The organism is Caballeronia sp. Lep1P3 (genome assembly GCF_022879595.1).
Lineage (GTDB): Bacteria > Pseudomonadota > Gammaproteobacteria > Burkholderiales > Burkholderiaceae > Caballeronia.
Map to the genome: position 1 here is coordinate 2,664,706 of NZ_CP084265.1, position 18,458 is coordinate 2,683,163.

At 64.8% G+C, this 18,458-nt stretch carries 11 protein-coding genes; 7 read left to right on the plus strand and 4 right to left on the minus strand.

The features are described from left to right. Positions 1-27: 27 nt before the first annotated feature. Together hemH and hrcA are read right to left on the minus strand one after the other, a co-directional pair. The gene (gene hemH / locus LDZ27_RS12480; protein ID WP_244814382.1) at positions 28-1,095 is read right to left on the minus strand and encodes a ferrochelatase; all 1,068 of its coding nucleotides are present in this window, start codon (positions 1,093-1,095) and stop codon (positions 28-30) included. A gap of 128 nt (positions 1,096-1,223) precedes the next feature. Then, on the minus strand, positions 1,224-2,240 hold the full coding sequence (gene hrcA, locus LDZ27_RS12485; protein ID WP_244814383.1) for a heat-inducible transcriptional repressor HrcA: 1,017 nt from the start codon (positions 2,238-2,240) through the stop codon (positions 1,224-1,226). 183 nt (positions 2,241-2,423) lie between these two features. Between hrcA and LDZ27_RS12490 the strand changes: the two genes are divergently transcribed. Beyond that, on the plus strand, positions 2,424-3,317 hold the full coding sequence (locus LDZ27_RS12490; RefSeq protein ID WP_244814384.1) for an NAD kinase: 894 nt from the start codon (positions 2,424-2,426) through the stop codon (positions 3,315-3,317). Between the two features lie 35 nt (positions 3,318-3,352). Beyond that, positions 3,353-5,005, plus strand: a complete 1,653-nt coding sequence (gene recN, locus LDZ27_RS12495) for a DNA repair protein RecN (RefSeq protein WP_244814385.1) — start codon at positions 3,353-3,355, stop codon at positions 5,003-5,005. A 15-nt stretch (positions 5,006-5,020) separates the two neighbouring features. On the opposite strand, the gene glnE is transcribed toward recN, so the two are convergent. Then, on the minus strand, positions 5,021-7,813 hold the full coding sequence (glnE, locus tag LDZ27_RS12500) for a bifunctional [glutamate--ammonia ligase]-adenylyl-L-tyrosine phosphorylase/[glutamate--ammonia-ligase] adenylyltransferase (protein WP_244814386.1): 2,793 nt from the start codon (positions 7,811-7,813) through the stop codon (positions 5,021-5,023). Between the two features lie 203 nt (positions 7,814-8,016). Here glnE and LDZ27_RS12505 point away from each other — a divergent pair, with 203 nt between their 5' ends. The 5 genes from LDZ27_RS12505 to LDZ27_RS12525 all read left to right on the plus strand — a co-directional run bounded on the left by LDZ27_RS12505 (position 8,017) and on the right by LDZ27_RS12525 (position 17,661). Then, complete coding sequence (locus LDZ27_RS12505) at positions 8,017-12,285, plus strand: YhdP family protein (RefSeq protein ID WP_244814387.1); 4,269 nt, start codon at positions 8,017-8,019, stop codon at positions 12,283-12,285. A 61-nt stretch (positions 12,286-12,346) separates the two neighbouring features. Further along, positions 12,347-13,189, plus strand: a complete 843-nt coding sequence (locus tag LDZ27_RS12510; protein ID WP_244814388.1) for a carbon-nitrogen hydrolase family protein — start codon at positions 12,347-12,349, stop codon at positions 13,187-13,189. A 141-nt stretch (positions 13,190-13,330) separates the two neighbouring features. Next, positions 13,331-14,797: a metalloprotease TldD gene (tldD, locus tag LDZ27_RS12515; protein WP_244814389.1), complete on the plus strand. Its 1,467-nt coding sequence runs from the start codon at positions 13,331-13,333 to the stop codon at positions 14,795-14,797. 337 nt (positions 14,798-15,134) lie between these two features. Further along, positions 15,135-16,208 carry a 3-deoxy-7-phosphoheptulonate synthase AroG gene (gene aroG / locus LDZ27_RS12520; protein ID WP_244814390.1) on the plus strand — a complete coding sequence of 358 codons (1,074 nt, stop codon included), beginning with the start codon at positions 15,135-15,137 and terminating at the stop codon, positions 16,206-16,208. Positions 16,209-16,389: 181 nt separating this feature from the next. Then, complete coding sequence (locus LDZ27_RS12525; RefSeq protein ID WP_370653380.1) at positions 16,390-17,661, plus strand: IS256 family transposase; 1,272 nt, start codon at positions 16,390-16,392, stop codon at positions 17,659-17,661. A gap of 69 nt (positions 17,662-17,730) precedes the next feature. Here the strand turns inward: LDZ27_RS12525 and LDZ27_RS12530 are convergent, their stop codons facing one another. Then, entirely contained in the window at positions 17,731-18,282 is a 552-nt protein-coding gene (locus LDZ27_RS12530) for a cob(I)yrinic acid a,c-diamide adenosyltransferase (protein WP_244814392.1), read from the minus strand. Positions 18,283-18,458: the final 176 nt, after the last annotated feature.

Genomic DNA, 18,458 nt, shown 5'->3' on the forward strand with positions numbered 1-18,458 from the left:
TTGCAGCTTGGCAGACAGGGCCGAAATTCAGGCCGCGACCGTTGCCGGTTGCGCGGCCTGCACCGGCCATCCTTGCAGATGTTGTGCCGCGATCTCGCCGATCGCCTTGATCCACGCCGGCGACGCGTTCAGGCACGGAATGCGGTGAAAATGCTTGCCGCCCGCCTTCAGAAACTCATCGCGCACTTCCATGCCGATTTCCTCGATCGTCTCCAGGCAGTCCGCCGTGAAGCCGGGGCAGAACACGTCCACGCGCGCGACGCCGCCCGCGCCGAGTTCCGCGAGCGTCGGCGCGGTGTACGGCTGGAGCCATTCCGCGCGGCCAAAGCGCGACTGAAACGTCACGCGGCATTCCACCGGCGTGAGCCCGAGCGCCGACGCGAGGAGCGATCCCGTCAGCTGACATTGGTCGTGGTAAGGATCGCCCAGGTCCATCGTGCGCTTGGGCACGCCGTGAAAGCTCAAAACGAGTTTGTCGCCGGCGGCGAAATCGGGCTGACCGTGCAGCCGCCAATACTCGCGCACCTGTTCCGCGAGCGCCGCGATGTACGCCGGATGATCCGCGTAATGGCGAATGGTGCGAATTTCCGGCTGATTGCGCACGCGCTTGAGCGCGGTGAAGGCGTCGTCGAAGGCGGTGGCCGTGGTCGACGACGAGTACTGCGGATACATCGGCAGAAGCAGAATGCGCTCGGCGCCTTCGAGCTTCAGTTGATTGAGCATCGCGCCGATGCCGGGCGTACCGTAGCGCATCGCGTAATCGACGATCACCTGATAATCATTCGCCGCGAAAAGCCGCCGCAACGCCTCGACCTGCCGCTCCGTATAGACGCGCAGCGGCGAGCCTTCCGCCATCCAGACCTGCGCGTACTTCCTGGCAGATGCGCGAGCGCGAAACGGAAGAATCGCGCCGCGCAAGATGACTTGCCATATCAAAGCCGGAATTTCGACGACACGCGGATCGGACAGGAACTGCGTCAGATACTTGCGCACCGCCCGCGGCGTGGGCGCGTCCGGCGTGCCGAGGTTGATCAGCAGCACTGCGACGCGATGCGAAGCGCTGGGCTGCGAGGGCAACTCGAGGTCGAAACGCATAGGGCAAGGCGGCCGGAAGTCATCGAAAGGTGAAGGCCATTATAGCGGCGCGTTTCTGCGCGCATCATCGGCCGAACGGCCTAGTGGCGCGCGGCCGGACCGCGCGGCAAGATGCCCGCAGGCCTGCGCTACTGCTGGCTGAGCGACATCGAAAGGAGGCGCGCGGTGATATCGACGATGGGAATGACGCGGTTGTACGCCATGCGCGTCGGGCCGATCACGCCGAGCGTGCCGACGATCTTTCCATTCACTTCATACGGCGCGGTGACGACGCTCATCTCTTCTATCGGCACGAGATTCGACTCGCCGCCGATGAAGATTTGCACGCCCTGCGCGTGGCTCGACACGTCCAGCAATTGCAGCAGGCTCGTCTTCTGGTCGAAGAGGTCGAAGAGCTTGCGCAGCCGCGCCATGTCGGACGAAAGGTCCGCCACTTCCAGCAGATTGCGCTCGCCGGAAATGAGCACGGTCTCGCCCGGATCGGTTTCGGCGGTGCTCGCGACGACGGCCGCCTGCATCAGCGTGGTCATGTCGCCGCGAATCTGGTCGATTTCCTCGCGCAGCCGGCGGCGCACTTCGTCGAAGGACAGGCCCGCGAAATGCGCGTTGATGTAATTGGAGGCTTCGGTGAGCTGCCCGGGCGTGTAGTCGCGCTGCGTCGCCATCATGCGGTTCTGGACGTCGCCCTCGGGCGTCACGATGATGAGCAGAATGCGCTTGTCCGACAGCCTCATGAACTCGATCTGCTTGAACATGTGGCTGCGCCGGGGCGTGAGGATCACACCCGCGAACGACGACAGGCTCGACAGCACGCTCGCCGCCGCCGCGACAATCTTCTGCGGCTCCTGGCCCTGCAGCCGCGTCTTGACGGCGGTGGTCATCGCCTCGTCCTGCGGCGCCTCGACGGTGAGCATCGTGTCGACGAAGAGCCGGTAGCCGCGCGGCGTGGGAATGCGCCCCGCCGACGTATGCGGACTGGCGACGAGGCCCAGGTCCTCGAGGTCCGACATCACGTTGCGGATGGTGGCGGGACTGAGTTCGAGACCGGAGTGGCGTGATAACGTGCGCGAACCGACCGGCTGACCTTCGGCGATGTAGCGCTCGATCAACGTTTTCAGGAGGGTTTGTGCACGAGGGTCTAGCATGGGCAAATTTTAACGCAACGTGTCAGGGCGCGGCCGCTCGTTCGAGCCGTTTCGGGGAGCCTCGCGCCGCTTGCCGATCGCGCGGACCGCTCGATGTCCGCTCCATTCTAGCGATAAACCAGACGCGGCTCGCCGCCCGCCGCAACCGTTCTTTTCGCATTCGACCTATGGTGTAATGCCGGCATGGAAATTGGCCAATTCAAGACCGTTGCCCTTGTCGGGCGAACCAACACGCCCGGTATCGAGGCGCCGCTACGATCGCTCGCGGAGCACATTGCGAACCAGGGCTTCGACGTCGTGTTCGAAGCCGGCACCGCGAAAGACGTCGGCGTGACGGAATACCCGGCGTTGTCCATCGCCGAGATCGGGGCGCGCGCGGATGTCGCCGTCGTGCTCGGCGGCGACGGCACCATGCTCGGCGTCGGCCGCCAGCTCGCGCCGTACAGGACGCCGCTCATCGGCGTGAACCACGGGCGGCTCGGCTTCATCACGGACATCCCGCTCAAGGAAATGCGCGAACGCGTGCCGCAGATGCTCGCGGGCCAGTTCGAACGCGAGGAGCGCACGCTGCTCGAAGCGCGCATCGTGCGCAACGACAAGCCGATCTACCACGCGCTCGCCTTCAACGATGTCGTCGTGAATCGCAGCGGCTTTTCCGGCATGGCGGAGCTGCGCGTCTCGGTGGACGGCCACTTCATGTACAACCAGCGCTCGGACGGGCTGATCGTCGCGACGCCGACCGGCTCCACCGCTTACGCGCTGTCGTCCACAGGGCCGATTCTGCATCCGCAATTGCAGGGCTTCGTGCTCGTGCCGATTGCGCCGCATTCGCTCTCGAACCGTCCGATCGTTCTGCCCGACGATTCGAAAGTCACCATTCAGATCATCGGCGGGCGCGACGTGAACGTGAACTTCGACATGCAATCGTTCACCGCCGTCGAACTGAACGACGCGATCGAGGTGCGGCGCTCGCGTCATACCGTGCCGGTGCTGCATCCGGTCGGCTACAGCACCTACGCCACGCTGCGCAAGAAACTGCACTGGAACGAGCATCCTTCGCAGGACTCGTCCGTCTGACCCGCACAACCTAGCCGAACCCTTCCGAAGCGTCCATGCTCCGTCATCTCTCCATTCGAGACTTCGTCATCGTCGCCGCGCTCGACATCGAATTCGATTCGGGCTTCACGGTCTTTTCGGGTGAAACCGGCGCGGGCAAGTCGATCCTAATCGACGCCCTCGCCCTCACGCTCGGCGCGCGCGCCGATGCGAGCGTCGTGCGCACCGGCGAGGCACGCGCGGACATCACCGCAGAGTTTTCCACGTATGCGCAGGTCGTCCGCTGGCTCGAAGATCACGCGCTCTCGCAGGACGGCGACACGGTCATGCTGCGCCGCGTGATCGATTCGGGCGGACGCTCGCGCGCGTTCATCAACGGCACGCCGGCCACGCTCGCGCAGTTGCGCGAAGTGGGCGAAATGCTCGTCGATATTCACGGCCAGCATGCGCATCAGTTATTGATGCGGCCGGACGCCCAACGCGAACTCTTCGACACGCACGCGGGCCTCGTCGATACGGCGAGCGCCGTCAATCGCGCATGGCGTGCGTGGCGCGAGGCGCAGCAGGCCGTCGAAGCCGCGCAGAGCCGCGACCGCGAACTGCAGCTCGAACGCGAGCGGCTCGCGTGGCAATTGAGCGAATTCGACAAGCTCGCGCCGCAGCCGGGCGAATGGGAGGAAGTGAGCGCGGAGCATCATCGGCTCTCGCATTCGGCAAGTCTCATCGACGGCGTGCAAAGCGCGCTTGCCGCCCTTTCCGAATCCGACGACGCGATGATCTCCAAGCTCGGCGCGATCATTTCGAAGGTGCGCGGCCTCGCGGATATGGACCCGGCGCTCGGGGACGTGCTCGCCTCGCTCGAACCCGCCGAAATTCAGCTGCAGGAAGCGTCATATTCGCTGTCGCATTACGCGCAGCGGCTCGAACTCGATCCCGATCGGCTCGCGCAAGTCGAAAGGCGCATGGATCAACTGCACTCGACCGCGCGCAAGTTCCGCCTTCAACCGGAATCGCTGCCGGAAGAACACGAGTTGCGCCGCCGTCAGCTTGCCGAACTCGACGCCGCCGCCGATCTCGACGCGCTCAACGCCGCCGCCGACAAAGCGAAGAAGGCGTATCTGGCGCAAGCGCAGGTGCTTTCGAAGGCGCGCGCGAAGGCGGCGAAAGCGCTGTCGCAAGCCGTCACCGGAGGCATGCAGGAATTGTCGATGGCGGGCGGCAGCTTCGAAGTCGCGCTCGTGCCGCTCGAGGAAGGCGGCGCGAACGGGCTGGAGCAAATCGAGTTCAGGGTCGCCGGTCACGCGGGTGTCGCGCTGCGTCCGCTCGCGAAAGTGGCTTCGGGCGGCGAACTGGCGCGCATCAGCTTGGCGCTCGCCGTGATCGCGAGCACCGCGAGCCCAACGCCCACGCTGATCTTCGACGAAGTGGACACCGGCATCGGCGGCGGCGTCGCGGAAGTGGTCGGGCGGCTGCTGCATCAACTCGGGCGCGACCGTCAGGTGTTGTGCGTCACGCATTTGCCGCAAGTGGCCGCGCGCGGCGACCGGCATTTTCAGGTGGCGAAGTCTTCCGACGATGCCGGCGGCACGGTCAGCACCGTCACGCCGCTCGACAAGTCGAAACGCATCGAGGAAGTCGCGCGCATGCTCGGCGGTCTGGAAATCACCGCGACCACGCGCAAACACGCGAAGGAAATGCTCGCCGCGTAGGCGTTGCGGCGCGGCTCACGCCTCGCCGCCGAATACGCGCCTCCACAGACCCGTCACCGCCTCGCGCTCGCGTCGCACGACAGCCGGCGCGACGCGCGCCTTCTCCATGCCGTCGAGCCGCAGCGTGTGCTGCAGCTTCCGGTAATGCCGGTAGGCCGCGCCGATTTCCTCGGCGCCGTCGCTGGAAATCAGCCCGCTTTGCGCCGCAATCTTCAGGAGCGTGATGTTCCCGGCATTGCGCAAGAACGCGCGATGCTCCCGCGCATGCAGCAACACCCAGTACTGCACGATGAATTCGATATCGACCATGCCGCCGCGATCGTGCTTGAGATCGAAGAGTTCGGTGCGATTCGGGTGCCCCGCCGCCACGCGTTCGCGCATCGCGACGATCTCGCGTGCAAGCGACGCCGCATCGCGCTCCATGACGAGCACGTCGGCGCGGATCGCTTCGAATTGCGCGCCGATGCCGGCATCGCCCGCGCTGAAACGCGCCCGCGAAAGCGCCTGATGCTCCCACACCCACGCGGTGTTCGCCGCGTCGCCCTCGCGCAGTTGATAGCGGCGAAACGAGTCGAGATTCGTCACGAGCAAGCCGGATTCGCCGTTCGGACGCAGCCGCAAGTCCACGTCGAAGAGCGTGCCCGCGCCCGTCGCCGTCGTGAGCCAGGTGATGAGGCGGCGCGCGAAGAGCGCGTAGATATCGGAGGCGGCGTCGTCCGGGTCGTCGTAAAGAAAGATGAGATCGAGGTCGGACGCATAGCCCAGTTCCTTGCCGCCCAGCTTCCCATATGCGATGACCGAAAAGCGCGGCGTCTCGCGATGGCGCTTGGGGAACTGCTTCCACACGGTTTCGACCGTCACGTCGAGCACCGCGTCCGCGAGTTCTGACAGGCGGTCGCTGACATGCTCCACCGTCAGCCGCCCGGCGAGATCGATCAGCAGAATGCGGAACACTTCGGCCTGATGCGCGTGCCGCAGCAAGTCCATCTGATGCTCGGCGTCCTCGGCGGCGGCAAGACGCGCGCGCAGGGAGCGCTTGAATTCCTGCCAGTCGAACGGGCTGGAAATGGCCTCTTCATCGAGCAATTCGTCGAGCAATTGCGGGTGGCGAATCAGATAGCCCGCCGCCCAGCGCGACCCCGAGAGCACCGACAGCACGCGGTCGAGCGCCGCCGGATATTCCGTGAGCAACGCCAGATACGCGCCGCGCTTCGCCGTCGCTTCGAGCAGATCGAAAAGACGCGCGATGGTGTCGCCACGGCGCGCCGAGTCGATGGACTGCACCGCTTCGAGCGCCCGCTGCGCGACGATGTCGAAGCGCCCGCGGCTTCGCTCCGGCAAGCCGGCATAGCGCGACGAATTCCACACGGCGGTGAGCCGCGCGAGCACCGGCGACGGGTCCGCGAACCCAAGCTCCGAGAGGCGCGCGGCGAGTTCGTCCTGCGCGGAATCGTCGGCGAGCGCGCTGCTCCAGATCCACGACGCCGCCGAATCCTCCGCGACGCCGCAGCCGTTCTCGCCGCTCACCTTGTCGGCGAAGATCGCGTCGAACTGCTGCTCGACGAACTCGCGGTGCGCGTCGAGCGTCGCCATCAGCGCGGCGTAGTCCGCGAAGCCGAGCGACGACGCGAGCAGCGCGCGCTCGTCGTCCGCGACCGGCATCGCGTGCGTCTGCGCGTCGTTGCGATATTGCAGGCGATGCTCCACCGTGCGCAGAAAGAGATAGGCGTCGGAGAGCGCATCGCGCACGGAAGGCGCGATCAATCCGTGCGACGCCGCGCAGTCGAGCACGGCGAGCGTCGGCCGGATGCGAAACTGCGCCGCCTGCCCGCCGCGAATGAGCTGAAAAACCTGCGCGCTGAATTCGATCTCGCGGATGCCGCCGCGCCCGAGCTTGATGTCGTCGGCCTTGTCGGGGCGCATGGACGCGCGCCGCCGCGCTTCCTGCCGAATCTGCTGATGCAGCGCGCGAATCGCCGCGATCACGCCGTAGTCCAGATAGCGGCGATAAACGAACGGCGTCGCGATGGCGTCGAGCTGTTTCGCGAGCCGTTGCGCGCTGTCGATCTCGCGCTCGGAGACGAGCCGCGCCTTGATCCACGCGTAGCGTTCCCACTCGCGGCCCTGCACGTAGAAATATTCCTCGAGCATGCCGAGGCTGCACACGAGCGGCCCGGAGTCGCCGTTCGGACGCAGCCGCATATCGACGCGAAACACGTAGCCGTCCTGCGTCATCTCGGCAAGCGCGCCGATCAGCCGCCGCCCGAGCCGTGTGAAGAATTCCTGCGTCGGCAGCGGCGAGCGCTTCCCGCCGATGGTCTCGCCATCGTCTTCGTAGACGAAGATCAGATCGATATCCGACGACGCATTCAGTTCCCGCCCGCCGAGCTTGCCCATGCCGACGACGCCGAGCGTCAGCCGCTCGCCGTTCGGCCCGCGCGGTTCGCCGAAGAGCGCTTCGAGGTCCGCTGTCAGCACGGCCAGCGCGCGTTGAATGGTGACTTCGGCGAGATCGGTCATGGCGCCGGTGACTTCCGCGACATCGGCCGCGCCGCGCAGATCGCGCTCCATCACCGTGCAGAAGACTTCCGTGCGCAGGCGCCGCAGCGCCGCTTTCAGCGCGGCTTCGTCGAGCGCATCACCTTGGCCGCAGCGCGCGCACAGCGCATCGAGACGCGCCTCGATCCATTCGCGCGTGACGCTTGCCTGCGCCCACTGCGCCACATTCGATTCCAGTTCGGGACGCGCCGCATACGCGCGGGCCGCATAGTTGGAGTAGCCGGAACTGCGCAGGATCACATCGGTCATGAATGATTAGGCTCGCTCGTTGCTTCGGTCGTGTGTTTCTCTTTCGGGCATCCCGGACAGGCTTGGCTGCCTCCCGCGAAGGCTTGCGCGGCGCGGCTTTTGCGGCTTTCGCGCCTGCGCACGCCGGGCCGGTTCGCGCAATACCCTGTGTTACATTGAAGCGTCAAATTCGCAAAACTACCATATCGCCGAACAGCCGCAGTATGTCCGACAGCAGACGATCCGTCGACCCGACCGAAGTTGGACAAGCCCAGCCCAGCGGCAACGCCGAGCGCGTTCTGTCGCGCGTTCTCAAAATCGTCCTCGTGCTCGCCGCAGTGCTGTATTTCGCGGTGGCGTGCATCTATCTCGGCCTGCGTTATGCCGTGCTGCCGCAGATCGATTCGTTCAGGCCGCGCATCGAAAGCGCGGTGTCGTCGAGGATGCATGCGCAGCTTCGCATCGGCCGGCTCTCCGCGCGATGGTCCGGCATGCAGCCGACCATCGACATCGACAATCTTCGCATCGACGCCGCCGACGGCTCGCCGGGCCTCGCCGTGCCGCATGCGAGCGCGAGCGTCGCGTGGCGCTCGCTCGTCGCGCTCAAGCCGAAACTCGCGGACCTGAGCGTCGATGGCCCCGACGTGATCGTCGCGCGCAACGCCAAAGGCCAGGTGACGGTCGCGGGCGTGCCCGTGCCGACGCATCGCACCGGCTCGAACGCATTCGCAACGTGGCTGCTCGGACAAGAACACATCGCGCTGCGCGACGGCACGCTGCGCTGGCGCGATGCTGAGCGCGCGGCGCCGGAAATCGCGTTCAAGCGGCTGCGGCTCGTGGTCGTGAACGACGGACTGCGTCATCGCCTGGCGCTCGATGCGCCCGCCGACGGCGACGTGCTGCACGGTCCGCTCGACTTTCGCGCGGACTTCCGGCACGAGCCGTTCAGCGCGATGGGCGCGCCCGCGAACTGGACCGGCCGCCTGTATGTATCGACGGGACCGGTCGATCTGCCGACGCTCGCGCGCTACGTGAAGATGCCGTTCGCCATGTACGGCGGCCGCGTCGAGAACCGCATCTGGCTCGACTTCGCGCGCGGCCAGTTGCAGACCGCGAACGGCGATCTCTCGGGCGGCGACATCGCGCTGCGCGTGCGCGCGACGCAGCCGCGTCTCACGCTGCCCGTCGCCCGCTTCGCCTGGACCGTCGACAAGAAAGACACCGCGTACACGCTCAATCTCTCCGACATCCGCGCCGAACTCGGCCAGCCCGCGCTGGACGACGGCACGCCGGTGGCGCGCCTGCTCGCCTCGAAGATGCTGACAGCCACGTTCCGCCCGCCATCGGTCAACAAAGGGCAGCTTTTTCGCGTGACCGGCGACCAGGTCGATCTCGGCATCCTCGCTGAATTCATGCGCGCACTGCCGGTGCCGCCGCGCGTCCTCAACGAACTCGTGCGCTTCAATCCGCGCGGGCAGATTGCGAATTACACGATCTACACCGAGCGCGCGCCGCCGCAAAACGAAGAAGAGGCGAAGCATCAGCGCGAAAAGGGCGACGCCAAGTTGCTGCATTACGCGTTCAAGGGCGATTTGCAGGGCATCAGCGTGCAGGCGCAGGAGCCACCGCCCGGCCTCACGATCAACAATCATCCGCGCGCGGGCATTCCGGGCATCGAAAACCTGTGGGGCGCGATCGATGCGAACGAGTCGCAAGGCAGCATCGTCATCGATACGAAGAACGCGGCGGTGACGATTCCCGGCGCATTCGACGACCCGCGTCTCACGTTCGATTCGCTGCAAGGCCATGCGACGTGGACGGTCGCCGATGCCATCGCGCCGGGCGAGTTGCGCCGCGCATTCTCGATTCATCTCGATACGCTGCGCATCGCGAACGCCGATGCGCGAGGCGAAGTGACCGCCGCGTACTGGAATCAGGGCCACGGGCGCGGCAATCTCGATCTGAAGGCGAAGGTCGATTACCTGAACGCGACGCACCTCGTGCGTTATCTGCCGACGAGCCTCAACGAGCGCGTGCGCGTCTATCTCGGCCACGCGCTGCAGGCGGGCGTCGCGCGCAGCGCCACGCTCGAAGTCCACGGCGATCTCACGCGCTTTCCCTACGCGAAGTTTCCCGATGCGGGCGTGTTCCGCATCGAAGCGCCGTTCACCGGCGGCAAGTTCGATCCGACGCCCTTTCCGCCGCGCAAGATGGCTAACGGCCTGCCGAATTTCTGGCCGGCGTTCGAGGGCATCGACGGCACCTTCACGCTCGCGCAGAACAAGCTCGGCTTCGACATCCATCGCGGACATTACAAGGGCGTCGCGGTGTCGAGCGTGACCGGGCGCATCGACGATACGGGCAATCGCGAATCGAAGCTATGGATCGACGGCCACGCGCGCGGGCCGCTCGCCGACATGCTGCAATACGTGGACGACAGCTCGCTCGGCCTCATGGCCAAGCACGCGACGCGCAAGCTGGCGGCCAAAGGCCAAGCGTCGCTCGCGCTTACGCTCGGCATTCCGCGCTATCGCCCGCCGCCGCCCAGCCCGCCGCTGCGCACCGACTACAAAGGCTCGCTCACGTTCGCGGACAACGAAGTCGCGTATGCGAGTCTGCCGCCGCTCACGCATCTGCGCGGACGAGCGGACTTCGCCGCGAAGAACGTCCAGCTCGATCAACTGAGCGCGCAACTGCTCGGCGGCGACGTGCGCGCGACAGGCGGCGTGCGGCCCGACGGCAGCTATGCATTCGACGTGAACGGGCGCATCGGCGCGGATGCCGCCGAGCGCTTCGACGGACGCATCGCGCCGCAGGTCGCGCGGTTCATGAAGCGCATCGACGGCGCGGCGCCTTATGAACTGCATGTTCGCGGCGCGAAGAACGCGCTGCCGGACGTGCAGGCGAGCGCCGATTTGACCGGCGTGAGCATCGGTCTGCCCGCGCCGTTCGGCAAGACGAAAGGCGCGCCGATGCCGTTCACGCTGAGTTTCCAGCCCGCGCCCGGCGGACCGTCCGATCTGCACGATGCGCGGCTCACGCTCGGCCCACTTCGGGCGCATTACGTGTTGCAGCAGATTGGCCGCGCGCAGGTCAAGGTTGATCCGCAAAACGCGAACGAGCCGGTGAACATGCGCGCGGCGCTCGAGCCTGTGCGCGGCGCGATTTCGGTGAACGCGCCTGACGAGTTGCCGGCGCGGGGCGTGACCGCCGAAGTCGATCTGACCGCGCTCGATGCCGACGCCTGGCGCAAGGTCGCCGCCGATTTGTCCGAAGGCGCGACGAGCGGCGCGCCGCTCAGCGAGAACGTGAGGCGGTTCATTCCGACGCGCGCCGCCGTTCGCGTCACGGCGCTAGACCTGCTCGGCCGGCGCTGGGACAACGTCGCCGTCGACGCAAACGAGAATGCGGGCGACCACGCGTGGCAGGCGAACATCGCGTCGAATCAAATTGCGGGCAAGGTCGCGTTCACGCCGGGCGCAGTCAAGGGCAGTCCCGGCGCGGTGCAGGCGCGGCTCGACAAAGTGGTGATTCCGGAGAAGCCGGAGAACGCGCCCGCCGAGAAGACGATCATGCGGCCGCCGCGCAACATGCCGTCGATCGACGTGATCGTGGATTCGCTCGTGTTTCGCGGACACGAACTCGGGCGGCTCGAAGTCGATGCGCATAACGAAGTCATCGCGAACGAGCCGATCTGGACGCTCGACAAGCTCCAGCTCGCCAATCCCGACGCGACGCTCAATGCGAACGCCATGTGGCGCACGCTGCCCGGCGCGGACGACGCGATCGTCGACGCCGCCGCGCAGCCGGTGCCGCGCCGCACGTCCGTCGATTTCCGGCTCGATGTGAACAACGGCGGGCAATTCCTCGACCGCTTCGGCCTGCCGCACACGGTCAACGGCGGCTCGGGCACGGTGGCGGGTCACGCGGGCTGGAACGGCAGTCCGGCGGCCATCGACATGAACACGCTCGATGGCAAGGTCGCCGTCGATCTGCATCACGGACAGATTCTGCGTGCGCCCGCCGCCGCGAAATGGCTCGGCATCTTCAGCCTGCGCAGCCTCGCCAATCTGCTGACGCTGCATTTTCAGGATGTCGTCGGCAAGGGGCTGCCGTTCGAGAAGATCACGGGCAACGCGCGCATCGACGACGGCATCGGCCGGACGGACGACCTCGTCATGATCACGTCGCCCGCGCGCGTGCAGATGCAGGGCACGGTCGACCTGCCGAAGAAGACGCAGGACCTTCACGTGAAGGTGATTCCGACGGTCGGCGCGGGCGCGGTGGCGATCGGCGCGGCGGTGATCAATCCGCTGCTCGGTCTGGGCGCGCTCGCCGCGGACCTCGCGCTGTCGAAGAGCATCCAGAAGGCGTTCGCGCTCGACTATTCGATCACCGGATCGTGGACGAAACCGGTCGTGCAGCGTCTGCATGGCGATCAGGGTAAGATCGAATCACCCGCGGCCGTCGCCACTCCGTCAGCCGCTCAATAAAAGCGGGCGCGCGTCGCGGCGGGCGCCCGACGTCTTTTCGACCAACCCGGCGCCCCCGAATATGAGCGAAAAACCGAGCGAAAGCAGCGAAAGCACGGCGCGGCCGTTCCAGGTCGCCGCGTTGCAGATGGTCAGCACGCCGGATCGCGAGCGCAACATCGCCGAGGCCGGCGCGCTGATCGCCGAAGCCGCCAGAGGCGGCGCGCAACTCGTGCTCCTGCCCGAATATTTCTGCTACATGGGCTTCAAGGAGACCGACAAGCTCGCGATTCGCGAAACGCCCGGCGACGGCCCGATCCAGCAGTTTCTTTCCGATACCGCGCGCGAGCATCGCGTGTGGGTGATCGGCGGGACGCTGCCGCTCAAGTCGCCGGAAGCGTCGCGCGTGCTGAATACGTCGCTCGTCTTCGATCCGAACGGCCAGCAGGCCGCGCGCTACGACAAGATTCATCTCTTCAGCTTCGACAAGGGCGAGGAATCGTTTCTCGAAGCGCGCACCATTTATCCCGGCAGCGAAGTGCGGACGTTCGAAGCGCCGTTCGGACGCGTCGGCCTTTCGGTCTGCTACGACCTGCGCTTTCCGGAGATGTATCGCAAAATGGGCGATTGCGCGCTGATCGTCGTCCCGTCCGCGTTCACGTACACGACGGGCCGCGCGCACTGGGAGACGCTGCTCAAGGCGCGCGCGATCGAAAACCAGTGCTACGTGCTCGCTGCCGCGCAAGGCGGCAAGCACGAGAACGGCCGGCGCACGTGGGGACACAGCATGCTGATCGATCCGTGGGGCGAAGTCGTCGCCGTGCGCGAGGAAGGCGCGGGCGTGGTCGCGGGCACGATCGATCCGCAACGCATCGCGTCCGTGCGCCAGAGCTTGCCGGCGCTGCGGCATCGCGTCATTGACTGAGCGGCTGAACGGTTTGGGCCGACATCTCGAAAATAAGCATCTCAGCGATCTTGAACGCGCGGGGGCTTTCCCGCACATCACCGAATACGCACACTCAAACGCACCCTGAACGGGGCGACACGAACACTCCACAGGCACCGCATGAACATCATCGAACCCGGCATCCGCAACCTGGTCACGGCAAAGGACGTCCTGCTCACGCCGTATGGCCTCGACGAGACGCTCATCACGCGCACGCTCGCGGAAATCTTCACGCACCGCGTCGACTACGCCGACCTCTATTTCCAGTCCACGCGCAGCGAAGCGTGGAGTCTCGAAGAAGGCATCGTCAAATCGGGCAGCTTCAGCATCGATCAGGGCGTCGGCGTGCGCGCCGTCTCCGGCGAGCGCACGGCGTTCGCCTATTCCGACGATCTTTCGCCCGAATCCATCCGTCAGGCCGCGCTCGCGACGCGCGCGATCGCCAAGGCGGGCGGCGGCAAGCACAAGGTCAAGCCGGCCAGCACGCTCACGGGCGTCTCCGGGCGCGATCTGTACTTGCCCGCCGATCCGCTGCATTCGCTCGATGCGAATGCGAAGGTCAAGCTCCTCGAGCGCGTCGAGCAGATGGCGCGCAGCCGCGATCCGCGCATCGTGCAGGTGATGGCAGGTCTTGCAGGCGAATACGACGTGGTGCTCGTCGCGCGCAGCGATGGCGCGCTCGCCGCCGACGTGCGCCCGCTCGTGCGCGTTTCGGTGACGGTCATCGCCGAACAGAACGGCCGGCGCGAGATCGGCACGGGCGGCGGCGGCGGCCGCTTCGACTACGGCTATTTCACCGACGATATCCTGAACAAGTACTGCGACGACGCCGTGCACGCGGCGCTCGTCAATCTGGAAGCGCGCCCCGCTCCGGCCGGCGCGATGACCGTCGTGCTCGGACCGGGCTGGCCGGGCGTGCTGCTGCACGAGGCCGTCGGGCATGGGCTGGAAGGCGATTTCAACCGCAAGGGATCGTCGGCGTTCGCGGGGATGATCGGCGAGCAGGTCGCGGCCAAGGGCGTAACCGTCGTCGATGACGGCACGCTGCCGAATCGCCGCGGCTCGCTCAATATCGATGACGAAGGCAATCCGACGCAATGCACGACGCTGATCGAGGACGGCATCCTGAAGGGCTACATTCAGGATTCGCTCAACGCGCGTCTGATGAAGATGCCGGTGACGGGCAACGCGCGCCGCGAATCCTACGCCGCGCTGCCGATGCCGCGCATGACCAACACGTACATGCTCAACGGCGACAAGGATCCGCAGGAAATTCTGGCGTCCGTCAAGAACGGGCTGTATGCGGTGAATTTCGGCGGCGGTCAGGTGGACATCACGAACGGCAAGTTCGTGTTCTCCGCGTCCGAGGCGTACATGATCGAGGACGGCAAGATCACGTATCCGGTGAAGGGCGCGACGTTGATCGGCAGCGGGCCGGAATCGCTCAAATACGTGACGATGATCGGCAACGACATGTCGCTGGATAGCGGCGTGGGCGTGTGCGGCAAGGAAGGCCAGAGCGTGCCGGTGGGCGTCGGCCAGCCGACGTTGCGCATCGAGAAGATGACGGTGGGGGGCACGGTCTGATTGCTGCGGCGTTTGCGCATCGACGGCGCCCGCTCAAGTGGCCGGGACGTCCGCCGATGCGGATTTCCCGCATTTTTACGCGCGATGGCTTGTCAGGGCCGCGCGTTTGAGGTTATAAAGGCAGTCAACCTTTTTTGCCGATTCGACGAAACCGTTCATCCATCATGGCCGCCAAGTTTTATTTTTATTTCTTTTGGCATCTCAAGCCGCTGGCGGATCGAGAGGGGTGAGTCGTAGTCTGAGCACACCGAAATTCCCGAAAAACCGCCAGCGAGCCTGGCGGTTTTTTTTCGCCCTTCGCTGGTCCCGATTAGCGCGTTGCCGCAGGAGAACCGAAATGCCCCCGCACAATACCGATGACGTCCGTATCCGTGAGCTGAAAGAGCTGATTCCGCCCGCGCATCTGATCCGCGAATTTCCGTGCGCCGAGCCTGTATCGGAGTTGATTTTCAACGCGCGGCAGTCGATGCATCGCATTCTGCATGGAATGGACGACCGGTTGATCGTCATCATCGGGCCTTGTTCGATCCATGATCCGCGCGCGGCGCTCGATTATGCGCGGCGGCTGATCGAAGAGCGCAAGCGCTTCGCGGGGGAATTGGAAATCGTCATGCGCGTTTATTTCGAAAAGCCGCGTACTACGGTTGGCTGGAAAGGGCTGATCAACGATCCTTATATGGATAACAGCTTCAAGATCAACGATGGCTTGCGCGCGGCGCGTGAGTTGCTCATGCATATCAATGAGCTTGGCTTGCCGGCGGGGACCGAATATCTGGATATGATTAGCCCGCAGTACATCGCCGATCTGATTTCCTGGGGAGCGATCGGGGCGCGGACGACTGAATCGCAAGTGCATCGCGAATTGGCCTCCGGGCTTTCCTGTCCGGTCGGGTTCAAGAACGGCACGGATGGGAATGTGAAAATCGCCGTCGATGCGATCAAGGCGGCGTCGCAGCCGCATCACTTTCTTTCCGTTACGAAAGGCGGGCATTCGGCGATTGTTTCCACTGCGGGTAATGAGGATTGCCACATTATCTTGCGCGGCGGTAAGTCGCCCAATTTCGACGCGGCTTCGGTCGATGCGGCTTGTAGTGATATTGGCAAGGCGGGGTTAGCGGCGCGGCTGATGATCGATGCCAGTCATGCTAATTCTTCCAAGAAGCATGAGAATCAGATTCCGGTTTGTGAGGATATCGGGCGGCAATTGGCGGCCGGCGATGAGCGGATTGTCGGGGTGATGGTGGAGTCGAATCTTGTCGCAGGAAGGCAGGATCTGAAGGAAGGGTGTGAGCTTACCTATGGGCAGAGCGTTACTGATGCTTGTATTGGGTGGGAAGAGAGTGTCGGACTATTGGAAGGGCTTGCGCAAGCAGTGAAACAACGCCGGGTCTTAAGAGGCGGCGGGAACTGAGAAAGTCATAGTGCGTGGATGGTCGACACCAGATACATGTCGATAAGTGTCGACCATTACCTAGAACGGGTGCGCTTTACAGCAACTCCTCCATTCGCGAGCGTATCTGGAGTGCCGAATATCAAGGACCTATCCGTAATTCCGTGGGCGAGGCATATCATGAGAGGTAAAAGTCATGGATATGCCGATGAAGAAGAAACGCACCGTCGCGTCCCAGGCAGCGGCCCGCGGGCCGCTGCCTGAGTTGCCTGAAGCGCTGCTTGATGAGCTGGTGAAGGGTCCGATGACGCCCGGTGAGGTCCAGGACCTGATGCTGGCGTTCAACAAGGCGCTCATCGAACGCGCGATGGGCGCGGAAATGAGCATGCATCTGGGCTACCGGCCCGGCCAGCCCAAGCCTGCCGAGCAGACCAATGAACGCAACGGCGCCAGCGGCAAGACCGTCATCACCGAGCGCGGCGCGGTGCGGGTCGATCTGCCGCGCGACCGTGAAGGCAGCTTCGAGCCGATCCTGATTCCCAGGCACGAGCGCCGTTTCGCGGGCTTTGACGAGCGCATCATCGCCATGTACGCACGCGGCATGAGCGTGCGCGAGATTCAGGCATTTCTGGCCGAAAGCTATGGCACCGAGGTCTCACCCGATTTCATCAGTTCGGTCACCGATGAGGTGATGGCTGAAACGCTGGCCTGGCAAAGCCGTCCACTCGAGGCGATGTACCCGGTGGTGTTCTTCGACGCGCTGCGCGTGAAGATCCGTGGCGACGGCGTGGTGAGCAACAAGGCGGTGTATCTGGCGCTGGGCATTCAGGCCGACGGCCAGCGCGACGTGCTCGGCCTGTGGATCGAGCAGACCGAAGGCGCGAAGTTCTGGCTGAAGGTGTTCAATGAACTGAAGACCAGGGGCTGCCAGGACATCCTGATCGCGGTCGTCGACGGCCTGAAGGGGCTGGCCGAGGCGATCGGCACAGCGTACCCGCGCACGGCCGTGCAGACCTGCATCGTGCACCTGATCCGCAACAGCCTGGAATACGCCAGCTACAAGGACCGTAAAAGCGTCGCCGCCGCGTTGCGTCCGATCTATGGGGCGGCCAGCGAACAGGCCGCGCAGCAGGCGCTGGAGGCCTTTGCCGAAGGGCCATGGGGCGCGAAGTATCCGACCATCGTGCAGTCATGGCGACGGGCATGGGAGAACGTCACACCGTTCTTTGTGTTTCCCCCGGCGATACGCCGGGTGGTGTACACCACCAATGCCATTGAGAGTCTGAACATGCAACTGCGCAAGATCATCAGGACGCGCGGCCACTTCCCCAACGACGAGGCCGCCATCAAGCTGCTTTGGCTGGCATTGCGCAATGTGCTGGCGAAGTCGGTACGGGCGGCATTTGACTGGTCCTCCGCCATGAACCAGTTCGCTATTCTGTTTGGAGAGCGTTTTACCAACGCACGCGGGTAACTCCGCTAACCGCCTCGCCCACAAAAACGCGGATAGGTTCAATATCAACATGCGCACCACGAACCGCCGTTATCGCGTGTGATTCCACAACACATCGCCCCCCCCATCCGCCCGATTCAGCACCCTCGCCACCACAAACAACAAATCCGACAACCGATTCACATACCGCCGAGGCGCCTCATTAACCGCCTCGCTATCAACCCGGCCCAACGCAACGATAGCCCGCTCGGCTCTTCGACAAACCGTCCGGCCAACATGCGCCAAAGCCGCCGCCCTCGATCCACCCGGCAAAATAAACTCCTTCAACGGCGGCAAAGTCGCGTTGTATTCGGCGAGCCACGTATCGAGCCGAGCCAAATGCGCATCGGAAACCATCGAATGCCCGGGAATCGACAATTCCCCGCCCAAGTCGAATAAATCGTTCTGAATAACAGTCAGCGCATCGCGAATATCGGGCGGTAAAGGCTCGCACAATAAAACGCCCAGACACGAATTCAATTCATCGACGTCCCCGATCGCGCCAATCCGCGCATCGTCTTTCGAGACGCGACGGCCGTCTCCGAGTCCCGTCGTGCCATCGTCGCCGGTGCGCGTGGCGATCTTGCTCAACCGATTACCCATCACAGCTCCTCGATCGTTCAGAAATGCGTCGCAAAACCGACCCATTATAGGCAGCGCGCCTTCGAACGAAGTCGACGCACGTCCGCCGCGCTCCGCCCCCACCCTCGATCGCGTAAAATGAGATGAGACCGCGTGGCCGCTCGCGACCGTAGGCCGCCGCGCGCCAAACGCCCGAA